We start from the raw sequence: 15,617 nt of genomic DNA on the forward strand, positions 1-15,617 counted from the left end.
CATCGAACGAAATCCGGCGCATCCGGCGTGAGGACGACCGGGGGCACCATGCGTTGCCTCAGGCGCTTCAGAGAACTTCAGCAAGGAAGCGCTTCAGCCGCTCGCTTCGGGGATTGTCGAAGATCTGCTGCGGGCAGCCGGCCTCGACGATGCGGCCCTCATCCATGAAGACGACCTGGTCGGCCACCCTGCGCGCAAATCCCATCTCGTGCGTCACCACGGCCATCGTCATGCCCTGGCGGCCGAGAGCCGCCATCAGGTCGAGCACGCCCTTCACCAGTTCGGGATCGAGCGCACTCGTCACTTCGTCAAACAGCATGACCTCCGGATCCATGGCCAACGCGCGTGCGATGGCGACGCGCTGCTGCTGCCCACCCGAAAGACCTGCGGGCCGATGATCCCTACGCCCTGCAAGACCGACATCGGCCAGACGCGCCTCGGCGATGCGCCGCGCCTCCTGCCTCGGCATCTTCTTGATCTTGGTCAGCGAAAGCATGACGTTCTCGAGTGCCGTGTGGTCGGGGAACAGGTTGAAGTGCTGGAACACCATCCCCACACGCCGGCGCAGCCTCTCCGGCTTCATCGCCAGGATGCTCTCGCCATCGAGCAGGATGTCGCCGCCCTTCGGTTCGACAAGCCTGTTCATGCAGCGCAACAGCGTCGATTTGCCCGAGCCGGAAGGGCCAATGATGCAGGTGACCGTACCGGTGGCGATGTCGAGATCGACACCCTTCAGCACATCGAGATCGCCATAGGCCATGGTGAGGTCCCGGATGTTCAGGGCGCCGCCTTTGAAGCGCGGCGTACTCTCCTCGGCCGCCTTGACCGCGGGATGAGGGCCGGCGGCGGCCTGCAACTCGCTCACCTCGACCAATCCGCTCGCAGCACCTGAGCCGCGGCCTTGTTTTCCGAGCCGCAGTCTCGCATCGATATAATTGACGAAGTGGGTCAGCGGCACGGTGATGACGAGGTAGAAGACGCCCGCCAGCAGCAGCGGTGACAGATTGCCTGTGACGACAGCCTGATCCTGCCCGACACGGAAGATCTCACGCTCGGAGGCGAGCAATCCCAGGAAGTAGACAAGGCTGGAATCCTTGACGTTTCCGATGAACTGATTGACCAGCGCCGGCAGAACACGTCTGATGCCTTGTGGGATGACGATCAGGCGCATGCCCTGCCCGTGGCTCATGCTGAGCGCCCGGCAGGCTTCCATCTGGCCGCGCTCGACGCTTTGGATGCCCGATCGGAAGATTTCGCCGATATAGGCTCCGGCGATCAGGCTGAGTGCCAGGATGCCGAGCGGAAATGGCGATGGACCGAAGATCTCCCGCCCGATCCGGGCAAAACCCTGGCCGATAATCAGGATCGTGACGATCGCCGGCAGCCCGCGGAAAACATCGGTATAGATGCGCGCCGGCAGCCGCAGCCAGCGGGACTGTGAGATGCCCATCACGGCGAGAGCCATGCCGATGGCGACGCCGAGCACGGTCGAGGCGGCGGCCAGGATCAGCGTATTCTTCAGGCCGACGCTGATCATGCTCGGCAGAACTTCCGCCATGGCATCCCAGTCCAGGAAGCTGCGGCGCAGATTTTCAAGCCAGTTCATTCAGATCCCCATGAATTCTTGCCCGGCGCAGACGCCGCCGTCCGGCAGAGCCTCGGTAAGCCGCCCGCCATGAGCGGGCGGCTCACGGCGTCACTTCTTGGGAAGATACTGTTCCGGCATTGGCGATCCGGGGAACCACTTTTCATAAAGGGTCTTCCAGGTGCCGTCCTGCATCGCATCGTGAAGCGCGCCGTCCAGCGCCGTGCGAAAGGCATCATTTCCCTTTCGGACCACGAAGCCAGCAGGCGCATCGAAGGACGGGATATTCACGGCAACCTTCAGAGCGGGATAGCGCTCGCCATATTGCTTGGCGGCCTCGTAGTCGAGAAAATGCGCATCGACCGTTCCGTTGTTGAGCGCGGCCACGGCAGAATTGTTGTCGGGGAATTTCACCAGATCAGTCCCCCCGAAATTCTTGGCTGCATAGACTTCCTGCAAGGTCCCCTGCACGACGCCGAGACGCTTGCCCTTGAGGCCATCGGCATCCTTGATACCGGCATCCGGGGTCAGGACGGAGAGATAACCGGCAAGATAGCCGTCGGAAAAATCGACAGTCTTCTTGCGGGCTTCGGTTGTCCCGATCGCCGCAACGGCAACGTCGAACCGTTCGTTTGCGACCGACGGCAGGAGTGCTGAAAATTCCTGGCCCGTGAACGTCACCTTGTCTTTTTGAAAGCCGAGGCGGGAGACGACGTTGAGAAACAGCTCGATATCGAAACCGGTGAACTGGCCGTCCGCCGTCGCAAACGTATAGGGCTTGGAATCGCCCATCGTGCCGACGCTGATCACCCCGGGCTCGATGAGGTTATAGGGATTGTCGGCGGCGGCCGCAGAGCCTGCGCCCATCGCAAGAAGGCATGTCAAAAGGCCGGCCCGCAATGGGGCGAGGGTGGCCACGAATGATTCAAAAGGCTTCATGTTCGTTCTCCGCTCTGAAAGGAATGCTCTTGTCGGCATCGTCGGGTCGCCCTGCCCCACCGCGCATTGCGATAGAGATTTCTGGACAAGATACCGGTCTCCTGTATAAAGAGACCGGTCTCACAACATATTTGATATCCGTCAATTGACCGGTCGTCAACAACTCTTGTAGTCCTCGGCTCATGGAAGATTCCGCTCATTCGAAACGTGCAGTCACGGTCGCCGACGTCGCGAAGGCCGCAAAGGTCTCGAAGGCGACGGCCGCCCGTGTGCTCGGCGGCTACGGCGTGGTCAGCGCCAAGATCACAGATCAGGTCATGGCGGCGGCCGCCGCCCTCGAATACCGCCCGAACGAGCTCGCCCGGAGCATGAGCACCGGAAGGTCCGGCATCATCGGGGTCGTGGTCGGCGATATCGAGAACGCTTTCTTCAGTCTGGCGGTACGCGGCATCAGCGACGCGGCCCGTCTTGCTGGATTCAACGTCATCATCGCGAATTCGGGCGAAGAGCTCGATGCGGAAAAATCGGCCGTCGACCTCCTGATCGGCAAACGTGTCGATGGCCTGATCGTCACGCCAGCCCGCTGCGACAGCATCGAACATCTGCAGCACGTCCGCCGCGCCGGCGTGCCGCTGGTCCTGTTCGACCGGGCTATCCCGGAACTCGATGTCGACGCCGTGACCGGCGACGACCGGGATGCGGCCATCACCGCGACCCGCTATCTGATCGGGCAAGGACATCGCCGCCTCGCCTACGTCTCTGCCATGGATGCCGAGGATGGTGGGCTCACCGATATCGGGCGGATCTCGAATTCCGCCGTCCGCGAACGCGTGGAGGGTTTTGTCAGCGTCCTGACCGAGGCGGGTTTGCCGAACCCTCTTCATTATATCAGGCTCGGCGCCACGAACCAGCAACAGACGGACAGCGTGATCAAACGCCTGCTCTCGGAGGGATCGCCGCCAACGGCACTGCTGGCTTCAGACAGCCTCGTCGGCTTGCGTATCTTCAAGTCGCTGCAGTCGCTCGGCCTGTCGATCCCCAAGGACGTCTCGATGATTTCGTTTCTCGACGCCGACTGGACCAGCGTTACCGTTCCGCCGATCACTATCGTCGACCAACGCGTCTATGAGATGGGCAAGCTCGCCGGCGAGCGGCTCATCGCCCGTATCGAACGCGCCCCGCTTGCCGTCGAACGCCTGCGCGTCAGCACGAGCCTCGTCGTGCGCGGCTCCGTCGCAACGATCGACCGGTGAGAACTATGGAGTTGGCCATACCTGCATCGCTTGCGAAGTAGCGAGTAGTACCGCATTGCGATTGGTCACGAATGCCCATGTCCGCCGATTTGATATTACATGGGGTTGCTGTTGTCTTTGCCTGACCAACGTTATTTAATACCGGAAATACTCGCTGTTGGATTTTCGGAAAGATCATGCTCCAGTCAAAAGACGCTTCATCTGAGCTGATAGATTTGATCTATGGAAGTCTATTCGGTGAGTGCGATTGGCAGGATTTTCTGGATCGCGTGGCGCAAACTTCGCCGAATGGAAAGGCTGCCCTCCATTACCACGATCTGGCCTCGCCTGTGGCCCATGTTCCTTACGTGTCGGGGTTCTCGAGGACCGAGGTCGACCAGTTCAGCAGCCACTTTGCCGCAGTGAACCCCTGGATTCCGAGATTGAGCTTTGTGCCCGTCGGTCAGGGTGTCTGTGGAGACGAAATCTTTCCACGCGAGGACTTGCTCAAATCGGAATTCTACAATGATTGGCTGAAGGGGCAGGCCCAATGCGAGACGAGCATCGGTGTCTCCATCATTCGGGAGGAAACCCGCACCTTCGTCCTATCGACCTGCACGTCGTCAGCGGACCCCGATTTCAACAAAGAAGCAGCCGGGCGCTACACGCTACTCGCTCCGCATTTGAAAAGGGCTTTCGACTTCATCCGGAAGCGCGATCTTCTCGCCCCGGAAAGACAGACAACGCAAACCCTGTTTGATAGCATCGGCGTCGGACTGATCTACGTTTCGGAGCATGGGCGAGCACGCCAATGGAATAAGAGCGCAGAAGCCTTAATGGCGGCTGGCTTTCCTATGCATGTCGCCCCAAGCGGCAAGCTCGAACTTTAATGCGAGAAGTCGACTGCCGTTCTCGATTTCCTGACGTCAAGAAAGGGTGTGCAAACAAGGCCGCATACGGCGATCGCAAAGGGGAAGGACAAGGCTAGTTATCGCATCACACTCCTTCGGCTCCAGTCCGATGCATTCACTGAGTTCTTGGAGGGGCCGACCGTGGCCGTCATTGTCGAGCCGATGGTGGCCACGCCACTCAATGAGCGGCGAGACTTCTTAATGGAAGCCTACAAACTGACTGCGACGGAGATTCGGATCGCCTCAAGCATTGCCTCCGGCCATTCTCCAAAGGAGGTGGCCATAGCCGATCACATCAGCTACGAAACGGTCAGAACCCACCTCAGAAACATCTATTCCAAGCTCGGGGTAAACTCCCGGGTTGGTTTGGTCGCGCTGCTCATGCGCTGACGATAGACTTGCAATTCGTCTCCTACCGCCCGCATGGCTAGCTAGCCTTTGCATATTGGGAACGGGTTCCGAGAGGCGCAACACTCAAACTCATTGCGTCGGAAAAACCAGCGCTACGCCCTCTAATCATAGAGTTCGCCATGACCAATCTGCTCCCTGGCAGGCGCATCGCTGATTGAGGGGTCGTCGGCCGGATCGGGCTCTCTCTTGTTGGCATCGCTCAGAAACTGCGCGGCCTTAAGGAGTGCCGCGGTTATCTCCTCGGCGCCCCATCCGGCTTCATTGGCGGCTGCAATCAGCCTTTCCAAAGCGTCGCGCGCGGCTACGGTCGCCTCTTCGAAGCGCTGCGCGGGAGATTCGGTCTTCGGCGGTGGAAAGGTCATCGGCGTTCCCTCCATAGGTCCGGCTATTGTGGATGAACGCGGCCCAGCGGAAATGGATGCACGACCATGCTGATTTAACAAACCGATGCCCTGCCCCGCTATACCGGCAACGACTGGCGACGTCTTTCCGCCTCAGATGACCGTCTTCAACAGAAACGGAGAGCGCTCCAACGGACGCTGGGCGAGGATTCTCAGCATCGCCGGGCCTTGTATGCCGGAAGTCGTGCAAGAGTGGCCGTCGTGATAGACCACCGTCATGACGCGGCTCAGACTATCGTATCTGATCTCTGCGATCGTCCGGGTGTGAACCGGAAAGATGAATTCATGGGGTTGAGATTCCTCCCCCGAAGTGTTCAAGCTCATTGCGATGCCCCAACGAAAAAGCAATTTTGGCTCGACCCTGCCCTGGTCTGAGCCTAACTGCGCCAATCAAGCACATATTGCTGCGACGGTCGCGTGACATCAGCGTGACACGCAGAATCAGCCGTCAATGCAATGTCCTACGGATCTCGTGTGCGAGAGCGGTTTGCGACCAGCATTCAACCGTGCGAGCTAGCGATCGAACGGCTTCGTCCACATTGAAAACCACGTCCCCGAGGCGCTCGATCTCATAATCGAGCTCATAGACCTCGACTTCGTCGAGGTCGTCACTCTGGAGCAGTCGCCTCATTGCTTCGACAAGGCGCTCAGTCCGCCCAACGACATCAAGAGCGCTGCGTATGATGATATCCAACATGAATGTCCCCTCGCTTCGATAACGAAGCGTCGGCCATAATCGTGACGCTGACAATCCTGAAATCTTGTCAGACGCGGCCTCGAATCATGTCGTAGAGATCCCTCAACTCACGCAGTGCGGGTTGGGGCCGATGGCGCGGTAGTGCGGCGCGACGTCCGGCGAATGCCAGCGCGCCGGCGACCGCCGCGACGAGGAGGAGCGTCGAGGCCGGGTAGAGCTTCACCGCCGCTTCCGTCTGACGCATTGCTTTCCCGGCACTTCCTTTTGCCGACCGGGCAGCATCGAGGACTTGTTGCTGAAGCGCGCCGATCTGCTTTCGCAGCACGCTCAGTTCTTCGCCCAGGTCATGATCAGGCTGCCGGGGAACGCCGACGGAGGCTGTGTTCGTATCGATGACGGCCTTCGGAACCGGCTCGCCGATCTTGGCTCCTCTGCTATCGAGGGTCGTCGTCTCAGTGCTCTTGCGGCGTGGCATGATCATTTCCCCTTCCTAGAACATGACACCGAAAAATGTCAGCGATTTTCGGACAACATCATGTTCTAACTATTGAATTTAAAACAGGATTCAAACTTTAAGCCGAGTGGGCCTAAAGTCATCCTGTCTAGTCGTCGTCGAGGGCGAAGACCGGCCGGTAGTGGCGCTCGGCGATCAGCAAGCTCCTGTCGGGCCGGATGATGTAGATCTCCTCAACCTGGCGTCCCCATTGATCTGTGAAATCATGCGGGAAGGAAGAACCCACGGGCGATTTCGTCAACTTCGTGCGAGGCTGGCCATTATACGTGATGCTGCCGGGAATGGGGGCCAGTCCCGCCGACGAATAACTGCCTGCGCTGGTCGTGCAGCCGGTCAGCACAACGGCAAAAACCAGCCCAAATCCTATGCTCCGCTTCATCGAGCCCTCCAGCTGCTTCGTCTTTCGCGCGGCACTCGTTTTCATCGTCAATGTAACAGGGGACGACAGACATTGTTCCAGAACATGCGAATAAGTCCTGGAGCTATCCTTCTGGCTGTCGCAACCATTTTGGGCGCACCGGTCTTCGCGTGTGCCGGAGCGGTTGAACCACCAGATGTTTTCAACACGGACCGTTCGTTGGGCCACCGTCTAAAAGCATCCGGAGCCCGCCGATCACGATCCTTATTACCATCTCGAGCTGATCGAGAAGGAGCGAGGTTCTCCGCCATGCAATTCAAACGGCTTGCCGCACATGTTGTCGTAACGGCAGACGCTTTCGACAGGAGCCGCCTGAGACAAAAAGCCAAGACCTATTTTTACAAGGACATCGAATTCCGGATCGCCTACGGGCTGGCGCGCAACCTGTCATGCGGCAGGAGGCCGGCGTTTGTCGCACGATAATTCTTGAATGCGTTGGCGCCGCTGGACAATATGCACCCATGAACGTCAGTGCATACTGAAAAGACGCGCGGCACTGTAGGCGCGCGGATATCGTCACAGGAACGGACCCTATCGACGCGGGAGTGTGAACAAAAGGAAGTTCGGCCATGTTGGCAAGACCAGCAGGATATGCAGGGGCCACAATCGCTGCTCTGTGGGCGGCCCGCCAAGTCGGCCGACTTTATTCCTTTACCGAACCGTTTGGTCCTGAGTTCCTGAATGTTGCGAGAAATCTCGGCATTTTTATTCTGCCGGCGTTCGTTCTGCTCCTGGCGGGGCCTTTCAGGATGTGGTTCGACAGGTTTGCCCCGCTCTATCCTTTGGTGCTCGGAGCTGGAGTCCTCAACATCTATGTTCAAGACGATGCGCTGGCTGCCGGTCTGCCGCTGATCGCGCTCGTCTACCCCTTCCTGGTGATCTTTTCGCTCGCCTATTTGTTGCGCGGGCGAGTGTCGCAGGCATAGGGACACTGGAAGGTGGCATTCAGGCGGACTGGCCGTTTCCACGGGCGTTCGAAATGCGCACTAAATCCAGTCGAACGTTTCCCGGTTTGGCATCCGAGTTCGAAGGGTTGCAAGAATCGAAGAAATACACTTTCTGTGTAGCGGATGAGTCGAAACGCTACCCCTGCTAGAGAAAATACTGCCGCCCGTCGCCGGCGGAAGGATGACTATATTTTTTCAGCCCAAGCGTTCCGGCTGATCCTAACCTCACAGCCTCCAAATTAGCTGACCAGATGAAAGCCGTGATATCCAGCGGCGCTCTTCGTGTCCTCCCGTCTTTCCGACCTGAGACCGGAAGTTGGCACATCTGGGAATTTCGAAATCCTCGCATCTATTTTTTACATAAGGACATCTCCATGAAGCATATACGCAATCTCCACCTGATGATGGCAAGCACCGCGTTCCTGACGCTGGCTGGCCCGGCGCTTGCCCTTGATGGCACGGACATGATGAAGAAGCTCAATGCCGCAACCAGTGCCGGCGGTACGGTCATCACCTTCGAGAAGGCGGAAGCCGATGGCGACACGGTAACGGCGACCGGTGTCCAGGTGGGATCTTCGAGCCTACCCGGCGACACTTTGAAGATCGGCGATCTCACCTTCGAGGGTGTTGAGGAAATCGAAGGCGGTGGCTATCACGCCAAGACCGTCTCCTTCCCGGATATCGACATCAGCCAGGAGGAAGGACGCTTTTCCGCAAACGAGATCCAGATCACCGGCCTCACGATTCCCGCCAATGCAACGGGCGATACGCTGAACGACATCCTCCTCTATGAAACCGTCAGCACCGGACCGATCGCTCTCAACATCAAGGGCAAGGACGTGCTTGCGATCGAGAGCATCGAGTCGAACCTGGGACGCCAGGATGGCGGCTTTTCCTATGACGCCAATGTCGCCGGCCTCAAGGCCGACCTGTCGCAAGTCGAGGATGCGAACGCGAAGGAGGCTATCGAGAAACTGGGCCTGACCACGCTCGACGGCACGGTGACGATGAAGGGCATCTGGGAAATCGAAAGCGGCAAGGTCGCTGTCGACGAATATGCTTTCGACTTCAAGAATATCGGCCGGCTGAATTTCGCCGTCGACTTCTCCGGTTACACGCTGGGCTTCATCAAGTCGCTGCAGGAGGCGGTGAAGACCGCCGAGGCCAATCCGAACAAGGAAGAGGCCAATCAGGCCGTAGGCCTTGCGATGCTGGGGCTGATGCAGCAGCTGACGATCAACAGCGCCTCGATCCGCTTCGACGATGCCTCGATCACCAAGAAGGCACTCGATTATGCCGGCTCGCAGCAGGGCGTCACGGGCGACCAGTTGGCGCAATCGCTGAAAGGTCTCGTGCCGATGATGATGGCGCAGCTCAACATGCCCGAGCTGCAAAACCAGGTGTCGGCTGCCGTCAACACCTATCTCGACGGACCGAAAAGCCTGACGATCAGCGCCGCACCGGAAAAGCCGGTTCCCGTCCCGATGATCATCGGCGCGGCCATGGGTGCACCGAACACCATTCCTTCCGTGCTCGGCGTCAAGGTCACGGCGAACGACTAACCATTCGGAGAGGCGCTTCATCAACGCCGGTTGCCAGAGGCGGATTTTGCCGACCCGCCTCTGGATCCATTTCTCTGGGAAAGCCGGGTAACGTCCAAGGCCGGCGAAGGTGTCCACCGCCTCGAGCAATTCAAGGAGAGGTGCGAAGCGGCTTTCCCGCGAATTGCGCTAAAACTCGTCGCTGCGACGCTTCACGGCGTGCTTCAGAGCCACCATATGCCTTCGCCGCTCCAGCATATAGTCGGCATATCCGACGCAGATGAACAGCAGCGTCGGGCCGGCGTAGATGATCAGAGCCAATGCGATAAGGATGAATGCGGTCGTCATGGTCTTTTTCCATCAATATAGTCGCCGCATCTGACGCGGCGAAAGCGGACGGGTCCTCATCTCGGCAATGCCTGTCCTTGTTCCTTCAAAATTCGCCGGCTTCCTATTCGTTCCCTCCCTGATCGATTTCCATACGCGCGGCGGACCCGATCGAACGACAAGGACGAAATTGACGGCTCGCCCGGCCTTAGTCACGCCCGCGGCCTCTCCTCCCGCATTGCCGCCGTCACGCCCTTAAGCAGCGGGCTCGACACCAGATCCGTGAGCAAAACCGATAGCTTCGGCTTCCAGTTCGGATAGCTGTCGCTGGTGCCCGGAACATTGGTCGGTCTTTTCTCGTCGGTGAGATCGGCAAGACGGACCACGGCGAGAAGCGACGGGGTCCTGGCGATGAAGCGGTAGGCGCCGACCGTCAGTTCCCTCAGCGTCTCGTCGCTTGCCCTCGCTTGGGAAAGCCGGGCCGGCAGGTCGAGGCCGGCAGCCTTGAGCGCCGTCTTCAGGTTCCTCCGCTCGCGCTTGCGGTCTTCGAGATGTCTTTCGGTGAGATCGGGCGGCACGATGCCGTGGTCGCACCGGGCCTGAATGTCGGCGCCGCGCCACCAGCCAGCAAGGGTCTGGTGGTCGTGCGTCGAAATGCAGGCCAAAGCCAGGACGGGATAGACGTCCGCCGGCTTGAAGCCCTTCTCGTCCTGTTCATAGGATAGGATGCGGTAGGAGAGAATGTGGGCCGCTGCCAGATCGTCCTGCAATCCCTTGGGGATCAGTCCCAGGTCTTCTCCGATGACGAGGCACCGATGCTCGGCGGACGCTTCGGCAAGGATCTGCAGCAGCCGATCCTTGGGATAGCGGACATAGGCGCCGCCGTCCGGCCTGCTGCCCAGTGGCACCAGGAAGAGGCGGCGAAGCGCTGCGGCGTGGTCGATGCGGATGGCGCCCGCATATCGCATGGCAGTGCTTACCATGCGCCGGAAAGGAGACATCTCGCCTGCGGCGATCGCGGAAGGCAGGTATCCGGCAAGGTGCCAGTCCTGCCCGTCGACGGCGAAGGGATCGGGAGGGCTGCCGATCGTGGCCTTGGAGACATAGATATCCGGCTCGCTCCATGTCGCCGAGCCATCGACCGCCTCCCCGACGGCAAGATCGAGATAGAGCCCGATCCGCAGACCGGCCTTCCCAGCCCGGTCCGCCGCCTGCATCAGCTGCTGGTGAGCGAGCCACTGCAGCCACATATGGAAGCGGACATCCTCCGCGTGTCCGCGCTCAAATTCGGCGACAGCGGCGCTGTCGAAGCGTTGGAAATCGGCCGGCCACCGTTGCCAGCCGGCGCCTGCCCCGCGCTCGACCATGGAAAATGAGAGGCATTCGAAAAGCGCGTGCAGCCGCAGGCTGTTACCGCCTTGCGTGATGAAGGCATCGAAATCGGCCGGATCATAGGCCTCGTCAATCACGCTGCGCTGTCGCCAGGCCGGCCAGAGATCGCGCAGGACCCTAAGCTTGATCTGTGCGACGCCGGCGTAATCGACGAGATTGGTTTGGCGAAGGCTTGCCAATTGCCGTTCGAGTTCCGGACTAGAGACAAAACCCGGCAACCGGTCGACCGCGATATAGAGCGGGTTGAGATGCTGGCGGCTCGAGGGCTCATAGGGGCTGCAACGCTCGGGATCGGCGAGAAATGGCGCGTGAAGCGGGGTGAGGCCGATGAAATCGGCGCCCAGTGAACCCAAGAGATCCGCCATATCGGCCAGATCCTCGAAGTCTCCTATGCCCCAGTTGCGTGCCGAACGGAGTTCGTAAAGCTGTAGACTCACACCCCATACCCGCGTGCCGGAAAGGAAATCCGGCAGAAATGACGTGGCAATCTTCTCAGCCGCCGGCTTGGGCTCCCGCCGCGGCGTGCCGGTCTCGTGATCGGCCGCTCCCGGCACGTCGATCTTCAATGCCGAGAGGATCTTGCGCTTGGTCTCGCCTGATATCGCCACCTCCCGATTGTCGGGGCTGGGCCTGGTCGGGCTGATGCCGTGCCGGCGGGCGAGCTTGTCGAGCTCAGCGGATTTCATCGTTCGATCGCCTTCCTGTCAGCACGCCGTCACGCCTCGCTGATTTTCCAGATCACCGTCCAGGGCGCGAGATTGTCGCCATCGCTGCCGCCGAGACCGAAGATCGTCTCGCCATCGTCCTGCTGCGAGACGAGCGTAGCCGCCTCGGTGCCGAGGTTGGCGCGCAGATGAAGACGTCGGTTTTGCGCCAGGGTCCAATCCACCGCGAGCGCGCTTCCTGCCGAGCGATAGACCGCGTTTCCGGCGCCGGCGCCTTTCAGCGATGGCACGATCCGTCGGTGTCGGAGGTCGAGAAGCGTCCTGTAAAAATCGAGGACATCGGAGGAGGCGAGTTTCGACCAGTCCAGCTTGGCAGCCGCGAAGGTCGATGGCGCCGTCGGGTCGAGAAGGTCGTCTGCGTCGAAGCCCGGCAGACGGGAGAGCTCCTCACGACGGCCTTTCCTGACCTTCTCGTTCAGGTCCTCGTCGAAATCGCAGAAGAAGGGAAAAGGTTCTTTGGCGCCCCATTCCTCGCCCATGAACAACATCGGGATCTCGGGCGCCAACAGGTAGATCGCAGCGACAGCCTTGACGACATCAGCCGGGCTTGAAGCCAGGACCCGGTCCCCCAGCGCCCTGTTGCCGATCTGGTCATGGTTCTGGATGAAGGAGATAAAAGCGGTGGGCGGCAAGTGGCCGCTCGGCCTGCCGCGGCTTCCGCCGCGGTAGGGCATGTGTTCACCCTGAAACACGAAACCTTCCGCCAGCGCCCTGCCGAGCTTGCCGGCGTCACCGGCGTAGTCGGCATAGTAGCCGAAGGTTTCGCCCGTAGCAGTGATATGCAGCACATGGTGCACGTCATCGTTCCACTGGGCGGTGAACAGCCTCGCCTCCCCGTTTTCGTCACGCTTCAGCAGGTCGCTGTCGTTCTCCTCGTTTTCGACGATCAGGTGAACATGCCGACTGCCCGCCGCGGCCCGGACGCGGCGGGCAAGTGCGTGAAGCAGATGCTCGGCGCTGTCATCCTTGATAGCGTGGACCGCATCGAAGCGGAAACCGTCTAGCCTGAACTCGGTGATCCAGTAGATGGCGTTCTGGATGATGAATTCGCGGATCATCTCCGATCCATCGCCGTCGTAATTGACGCCGTTGCCCCAGGGCGTCTTGTGGTGCTCGGTAAAGAGCGGCGCATAGGCGGGGATGTAATTGCCGTCCGGCCCGAAGTGATTGTAGACCACGTCCAGGAAAACCGAGATGCCGCGCTCATGCGCCGCGTCCACCAGCGCCATGAAATCTTCCGGCCGGCCGTAGCTGCTGTCCGGAGCGTAGGGCAGCACACCGTCATAGCCCCAGCTGTAACGGCCAGGAAATTCACTAAGCGGCATGATCTGCAGCGCTGTAACGCCCAGCGCTTGCAGATGGTCGAGCCGCTCGATCGCGGCCTTGAAAGTGCCCTCCGGCGTGAAGCAGCCGATATGCATCTCGTAGATGACCATCTCTTCCCAGGGCCGACCCGTCCAGTCGCTCGTCGTCCAGCGATAGGTGGAAAGGTCGACCACTTCGCTCGGCCCGTGCACATCCTGTGGCTGGAACCGCGAGGCGGGATCAGGAACTTCGGAACCGTCCGGCAGGACAAAGCGATAAAGCGTACCGGCATGGGCTTGCGCGACCGTACGGCGGTGCCAACCGTCCCCAGCCGCCTGCATTGGGCGCGGGGGAGCACCTTCCAGCTTCAGAGACACGCTTTCATGCAAGGGAGCCCAGAGGCGAAACAGAATGCCCTCTTCGGTGAATGCGGGGCCGAACGTCATTTTGGTCAAGGGAAAGCCTTCGATGAAATTGGGATGCGATTTGGGTAACTTTTGCGGGAGCAAAAAGTTTCGTCCGCAAGCGGACGCACGAAAGCGGCCGCTGTCACCAGGATGGCCGCTCGGCATGTTTACGCTTTGATCGTCAGGCCGCCGCGACTTTGCCCGAGAGCGCCTGATCCATGGCCGCCTGAAGCTGTTCCTGCGTGAACGGCTTCTTCATCCGCAGCATCCGGCCGAGGCCATGGTCTTCGGAAAACTCGGCATAGCCCGAGGCAAGGATGATGGGCAGGCCTGGAAAGGAGGAGCGAAGGTGACGCGCAAGCTCCGCGCCGGTCATGCCCGGCATGGCATGATCGGTGATGACCAGATCACAACCCTGTCCGTCAGCAAAAAATTCCAAAGCCTGGGAAGCGGAAGACGCCTCTTGCGGCAGATGCCCCAGATCCTCCAGCATCGCTACGGTTCCCGTCCTGACAAGGGCGTCGTCGTCGACGACGAGAATGGCGAGCGGCCGCGACGCCGGTTTTAAAGGCTCCGTCGCCGGAGGCTCGACGGCCGGCTGCACCTTGACGAATGTCTCGGCAACGGGCAGCCACAGGGAAACGGTCGTGCCCTTGCCCCTGGCGCTCGATATCTGGATCGAGCCGCCGGATTGTGCTGCCAGGCCATGCACCATAGACAGGCCGAGACCGGTGCCCTTGCCGACCCCTTTGGTGGTGAAAAACGGTTCGGCGGCACGCGAGACCGTTGCCTCGTCCATCCCCTCGCCATCGTCCGACACCGATATCCTGATGTAATTTCCACCTGCGAGGCTGGCCGGCAGGGCTTCTTCGGCTGCCGCCGCGGCCACCGTCACGGCTCCGCCGCTTTCGAGCGCATCCCGGGCATTGACGAACAGGTTGAGCAGCGCCAGTTCCAACTGGTTGCTGTCGACCAGAAGAGGTGCGAGATCCGCCGGGATGCTCTTGTGGATTTCGATGCGCGGCCCCACCGCCTTGGCGAGAAGATCCTCGACGTTTTCGAACAGCCGGAGGAAGTCGACCGCCTGTGGCTTCAGCTCCTGGCGGCGCGCGAAGGCAAGCAGGCGCTGGGTCAGCGCGGTACCGCGCTCGGCCGCCTGAATCGCATTCGTCACCAGGCGTTCGCTGCGTTCATCGGCCGGAAGCCGTTTCTTCAGAAGGTTCAGGCTGCCGAGAACTGCCATCAGCAGGTTATTGAAGTCGTGAGCCACACCACCCGTCAGGTGGCCGATCGTGTCGAGCTTCTGCGCCTCGAACAGCTGTGCGAGCGCCTCTTCGCGCTCCCGCGTTCGTTGATCGATCCGGTGTTCGAGTTCCTCGTTGAGCTCACGCAACTGCGCTGCCGAGGCCTCGAGCTCGGCGGTGCGCTGGTGAACGCGGGCCTCCAGCTCGGCGTTCAGGCGTTCGAGTTCCCTCGTCTTCCGGTAGAGATCGGCAAAGACCCGCACCTTGGCTCTGAGCACCTCGGGGACGATCGGAACGGAGACATAGTCGACCGCGCCCACCGCATAACCGCGCAGCCGGTCGGGTTCCGCCAGCATGACGGCGGAAACGAAGATGATCGGCGTGTTCTGATAGCGCGGATGCTGCCGGATCATGCTGACGAGCTCGAACCCGTCCTGTTCGGGCATGCAGACATCGACGAGGATCACCGCGATTTCGGTGCGCAACAGGTGCTCGAAGGCTTCGCGAGCGGATTGCGCCTTGATGAGGTTTTCCTGGAGCTCTTCGAGAATGACCTCGTAACTCAGGAGCTTTGCCGGTTGGTCGTCGACGAGAAGGATGTTGACGGGGTTCATGGCCAGG

General features: G+C 60.4%; 15 protein-coding genes and 1 pseudogene. 5 read left to right on the plus strand and 11 right to left on the minus strand.

The window, feature by feature from the left end:
• Window positions 1-67: 67 nt before the first annotated feature.
• Window positions 68-1,606: an amino acid ABC transporter permease/ATP-binding protein gene (locus ELH03_RS38535; protein ID WP_128401406.1), complete on the minus strand. Its 1,539-nt coding sequence runs from the start codon at window positions 1,604-1,606 to the stop codon at window positions 68-70.
• Between the two features lie 90 nt (window positions 1,607-1,696).
• Entirely contained in the window at window positions 1,697-2,524 is an 828-nt protein-coding gene (locus ELH03_RS25880; protein ID WP_018245873.1) for an ABC transporter substrate-binding protein, read from the minus strand.
• Window positions 2,525-2,706: 182 nt separating this feature from the next.
• On the opposite strand from ELH03_RS25880, the gene ELH03_RS25885 reads away from it, so the two are divergent.
• Both ELH03_RS25885 and ELH03_RS25890 read left to right on the plus strand, forming a co-directional pair.
• Window positions 2,707-3,777, plus strand: coding sequence for a LacI family DNA-binding transcriptional regulator (locus ELH03_RS25885; protein ID WP_128411477.1), 1,071 nt, complete (start codon window positions 2,707-2,709; stop codon window positions 3,775-3,777).
• A gap of 176 nt (window positions 3,778-3,953) precedes the next feature.
• Window positions 3,954-5,057, plus strand: a pseudogene (locus ELH03_RS25890) (helix-turn-helix transcriptional regulator).
• A gap of 122 nt (window positions 5,058-5,179) precedes the next feature.
• On the opposite strand, the gene ELH03_RS25895 reads toward ELH03_RS25890, so the two are convergent.
• The 5 genes from ELH03_RS25895 to ELH03_RS25915 form a co-directional block, all read right to left on the minus strand.
• A complete protein-coding gene (locus ELH03_RS25895) occupies window positions 5,180-5,440 on the minus strand; it encodes a hypothetical protein (protein ID WP_128401408.1) in 261 nt (86 codons plus the stop codon).
• A gap of 132 nt (window positions 5,441-5,572) precedes the next feature.
• Window positions 5,573-5,803 carry a hypothetical protein gene (locus ELH03_RS25900; RefSeq protein ID WP_026188714.1) on the minus strand — a complete coding sequence of 77 codons (231 nt, stop codon included), beginning with the start codon at window positions 5,801-5,803 and terminating at the stop codon, window positions 5,573-5,575.
• Between the two features lie 124 nt (window positions 5,804-5,927).
• Window positions 5,928-6,176 (minus strand): hypothetical protein, encoded by a 249-nt coding sequence (locus ELH03_RS25905; RefSeq protein WP_047620680.1) that lies wholly within the window; start codon window positions 6,174-6,176, stop codon window positions 5,928-5,930.
• 67 nt (window positions 6,177-6,243) lie between these two features.
• A complete protein-coding gene (locus ELH03_RS25910) occupies window positions 6,244-6,651 on the minus strand; it encodes a hypothetical protein (RefSeq protein WP_128401467.1) in 408 nt (135 codons plus the stop codon).
• A gap of 127 nt (window positions 6,652-6,778) precedes the next feature.
• Window positions 6,779-7,069: a hypothetical protein gene (locus ELH03_RS25915; protein WP_026188716.1), complete on the minus strand. Its 291-nt coding sequence runs from the start codon at window positions 7,067-7,069 to the stop codon at window positions 6,779-6,781.
• Window positions 7,070-7,357: 288 nt separating this feature from the next.
• On the opposite strand from ELH03_RS25915, the gene ELH03_RS38070 reads away from it, so the two are divergent.
• The 3 genes from ELH03_RS38070 to ELH03_RS25930 all read left to right on the plus strand — a co-directional run bounded on the left by ELH03_RS38070 (window position 7,358) and on the right by ELH03_RS25930 (window position 9,617).
• Window positions 7,358-7,531, plus strand: coding sequence for a DUF5086 family protein (locus ELH03_RS38070; protein WP_245461672.1), 174 nt, complete (start codon window positions 7,358-7,360; stop codon window positions 7,529-7,531).
• A gap of 146 nt (window positions 7,532-7,677) precedes the next feature.
• Window positions 7,678-8,034, plus strand: coding sequence for a hypothetical protein (locus ELH03_RS25925; RefSeq protein WP_130766895.1), 357 nt, complete (start codon window positions 7,678-7,680; stop codon window positions 8,032-8,034).
• A gap of 395 nt (window positions 8,035-8,429) precedes the next feature.
• Window positions 8,430-9,617: an aq_1923 C-terminal domain gene (locus ELH03_RS25930; protein ID WP_130766896.1), complete on the plus strand. Its 1,188-nt coding sequence runs from the start codon at window positions 8,430-8,432 to the stop codon at window positions 9,615-9,617.
• 168 nt (window positions 9,618-9,785) lie between these two features.
• Here ELH03_RS25930 and ELH03_RS37540 read toward each other — a convergent pair whose 3' ends face one another.
• The 4 genes from ELH03_RS37540 to ELH03_RS25945 form a co-directional block, all read right to left on the minus strand.
• On the minus strand, window positions 9,786-9,944 hold the full coding sequence (locus ELH03_RS37540; RefSeq protein WP_164902050.1) for a hypothetical protein: 159 nt from the start codon (window positions 9,942-9,944) through the stop codon (window positions 9,786-9,788).
• 191 nt (window positions 9,945-10,135) lie between these two features.
• Window positions 10,136-12,001: a 4-alpha-glucanotransferase gene (malQ, locus tag ELH03_RS25935; RefSeq protein ID WP_128411476.1), complete on the minus strand. Its 1,866-nt coding sequence runs from the start codon at window positions 11,999-12,001 to the stop codon at window positions 10,136-10,138.
• A gap of 29 nt (window positions 12,002-12,030) precedes the next feature.
• The gene (gene treZ / locus ELH03_RS25940; protein WP_128401412.1) at window positions 12,031-13,800 is read right to left on the minus strand and encodes a malto-oligosyltrehalose trehalohydrolase; all 1,770 of its coding nucleotides are present in this window, start codon (window positions 13,798-13,800) and stop codon (window positions 12,031-12,033) included.
• A 133-nt stretch (window positions 13,801-13,933) separates the two neighbouring features.
• Window positions 13,934-15,610, minus strand: a complete 1,677-nt coding sequence (locus ELH03_RS25945; RefSeq protein WP_128401413.1) for a response regulator — start codon at window positions 15,608-15,610, stop codon at window positions 13,934-13,936.
• Window positions 15,611-15,617: the final 7 nt, after the last annotated feature.

The sequence above is a fragment of the Rhizobium beringeri genome, assembly GCF_004306515.1.
In the GTDB taxonomy this organism is placed as follows: Bacteria; Pseudomonadota; Alphaproteobacteria; order Rhizobiales; family Rhizobiaceae; genus Rhizobium; species Rhizobium beringeri.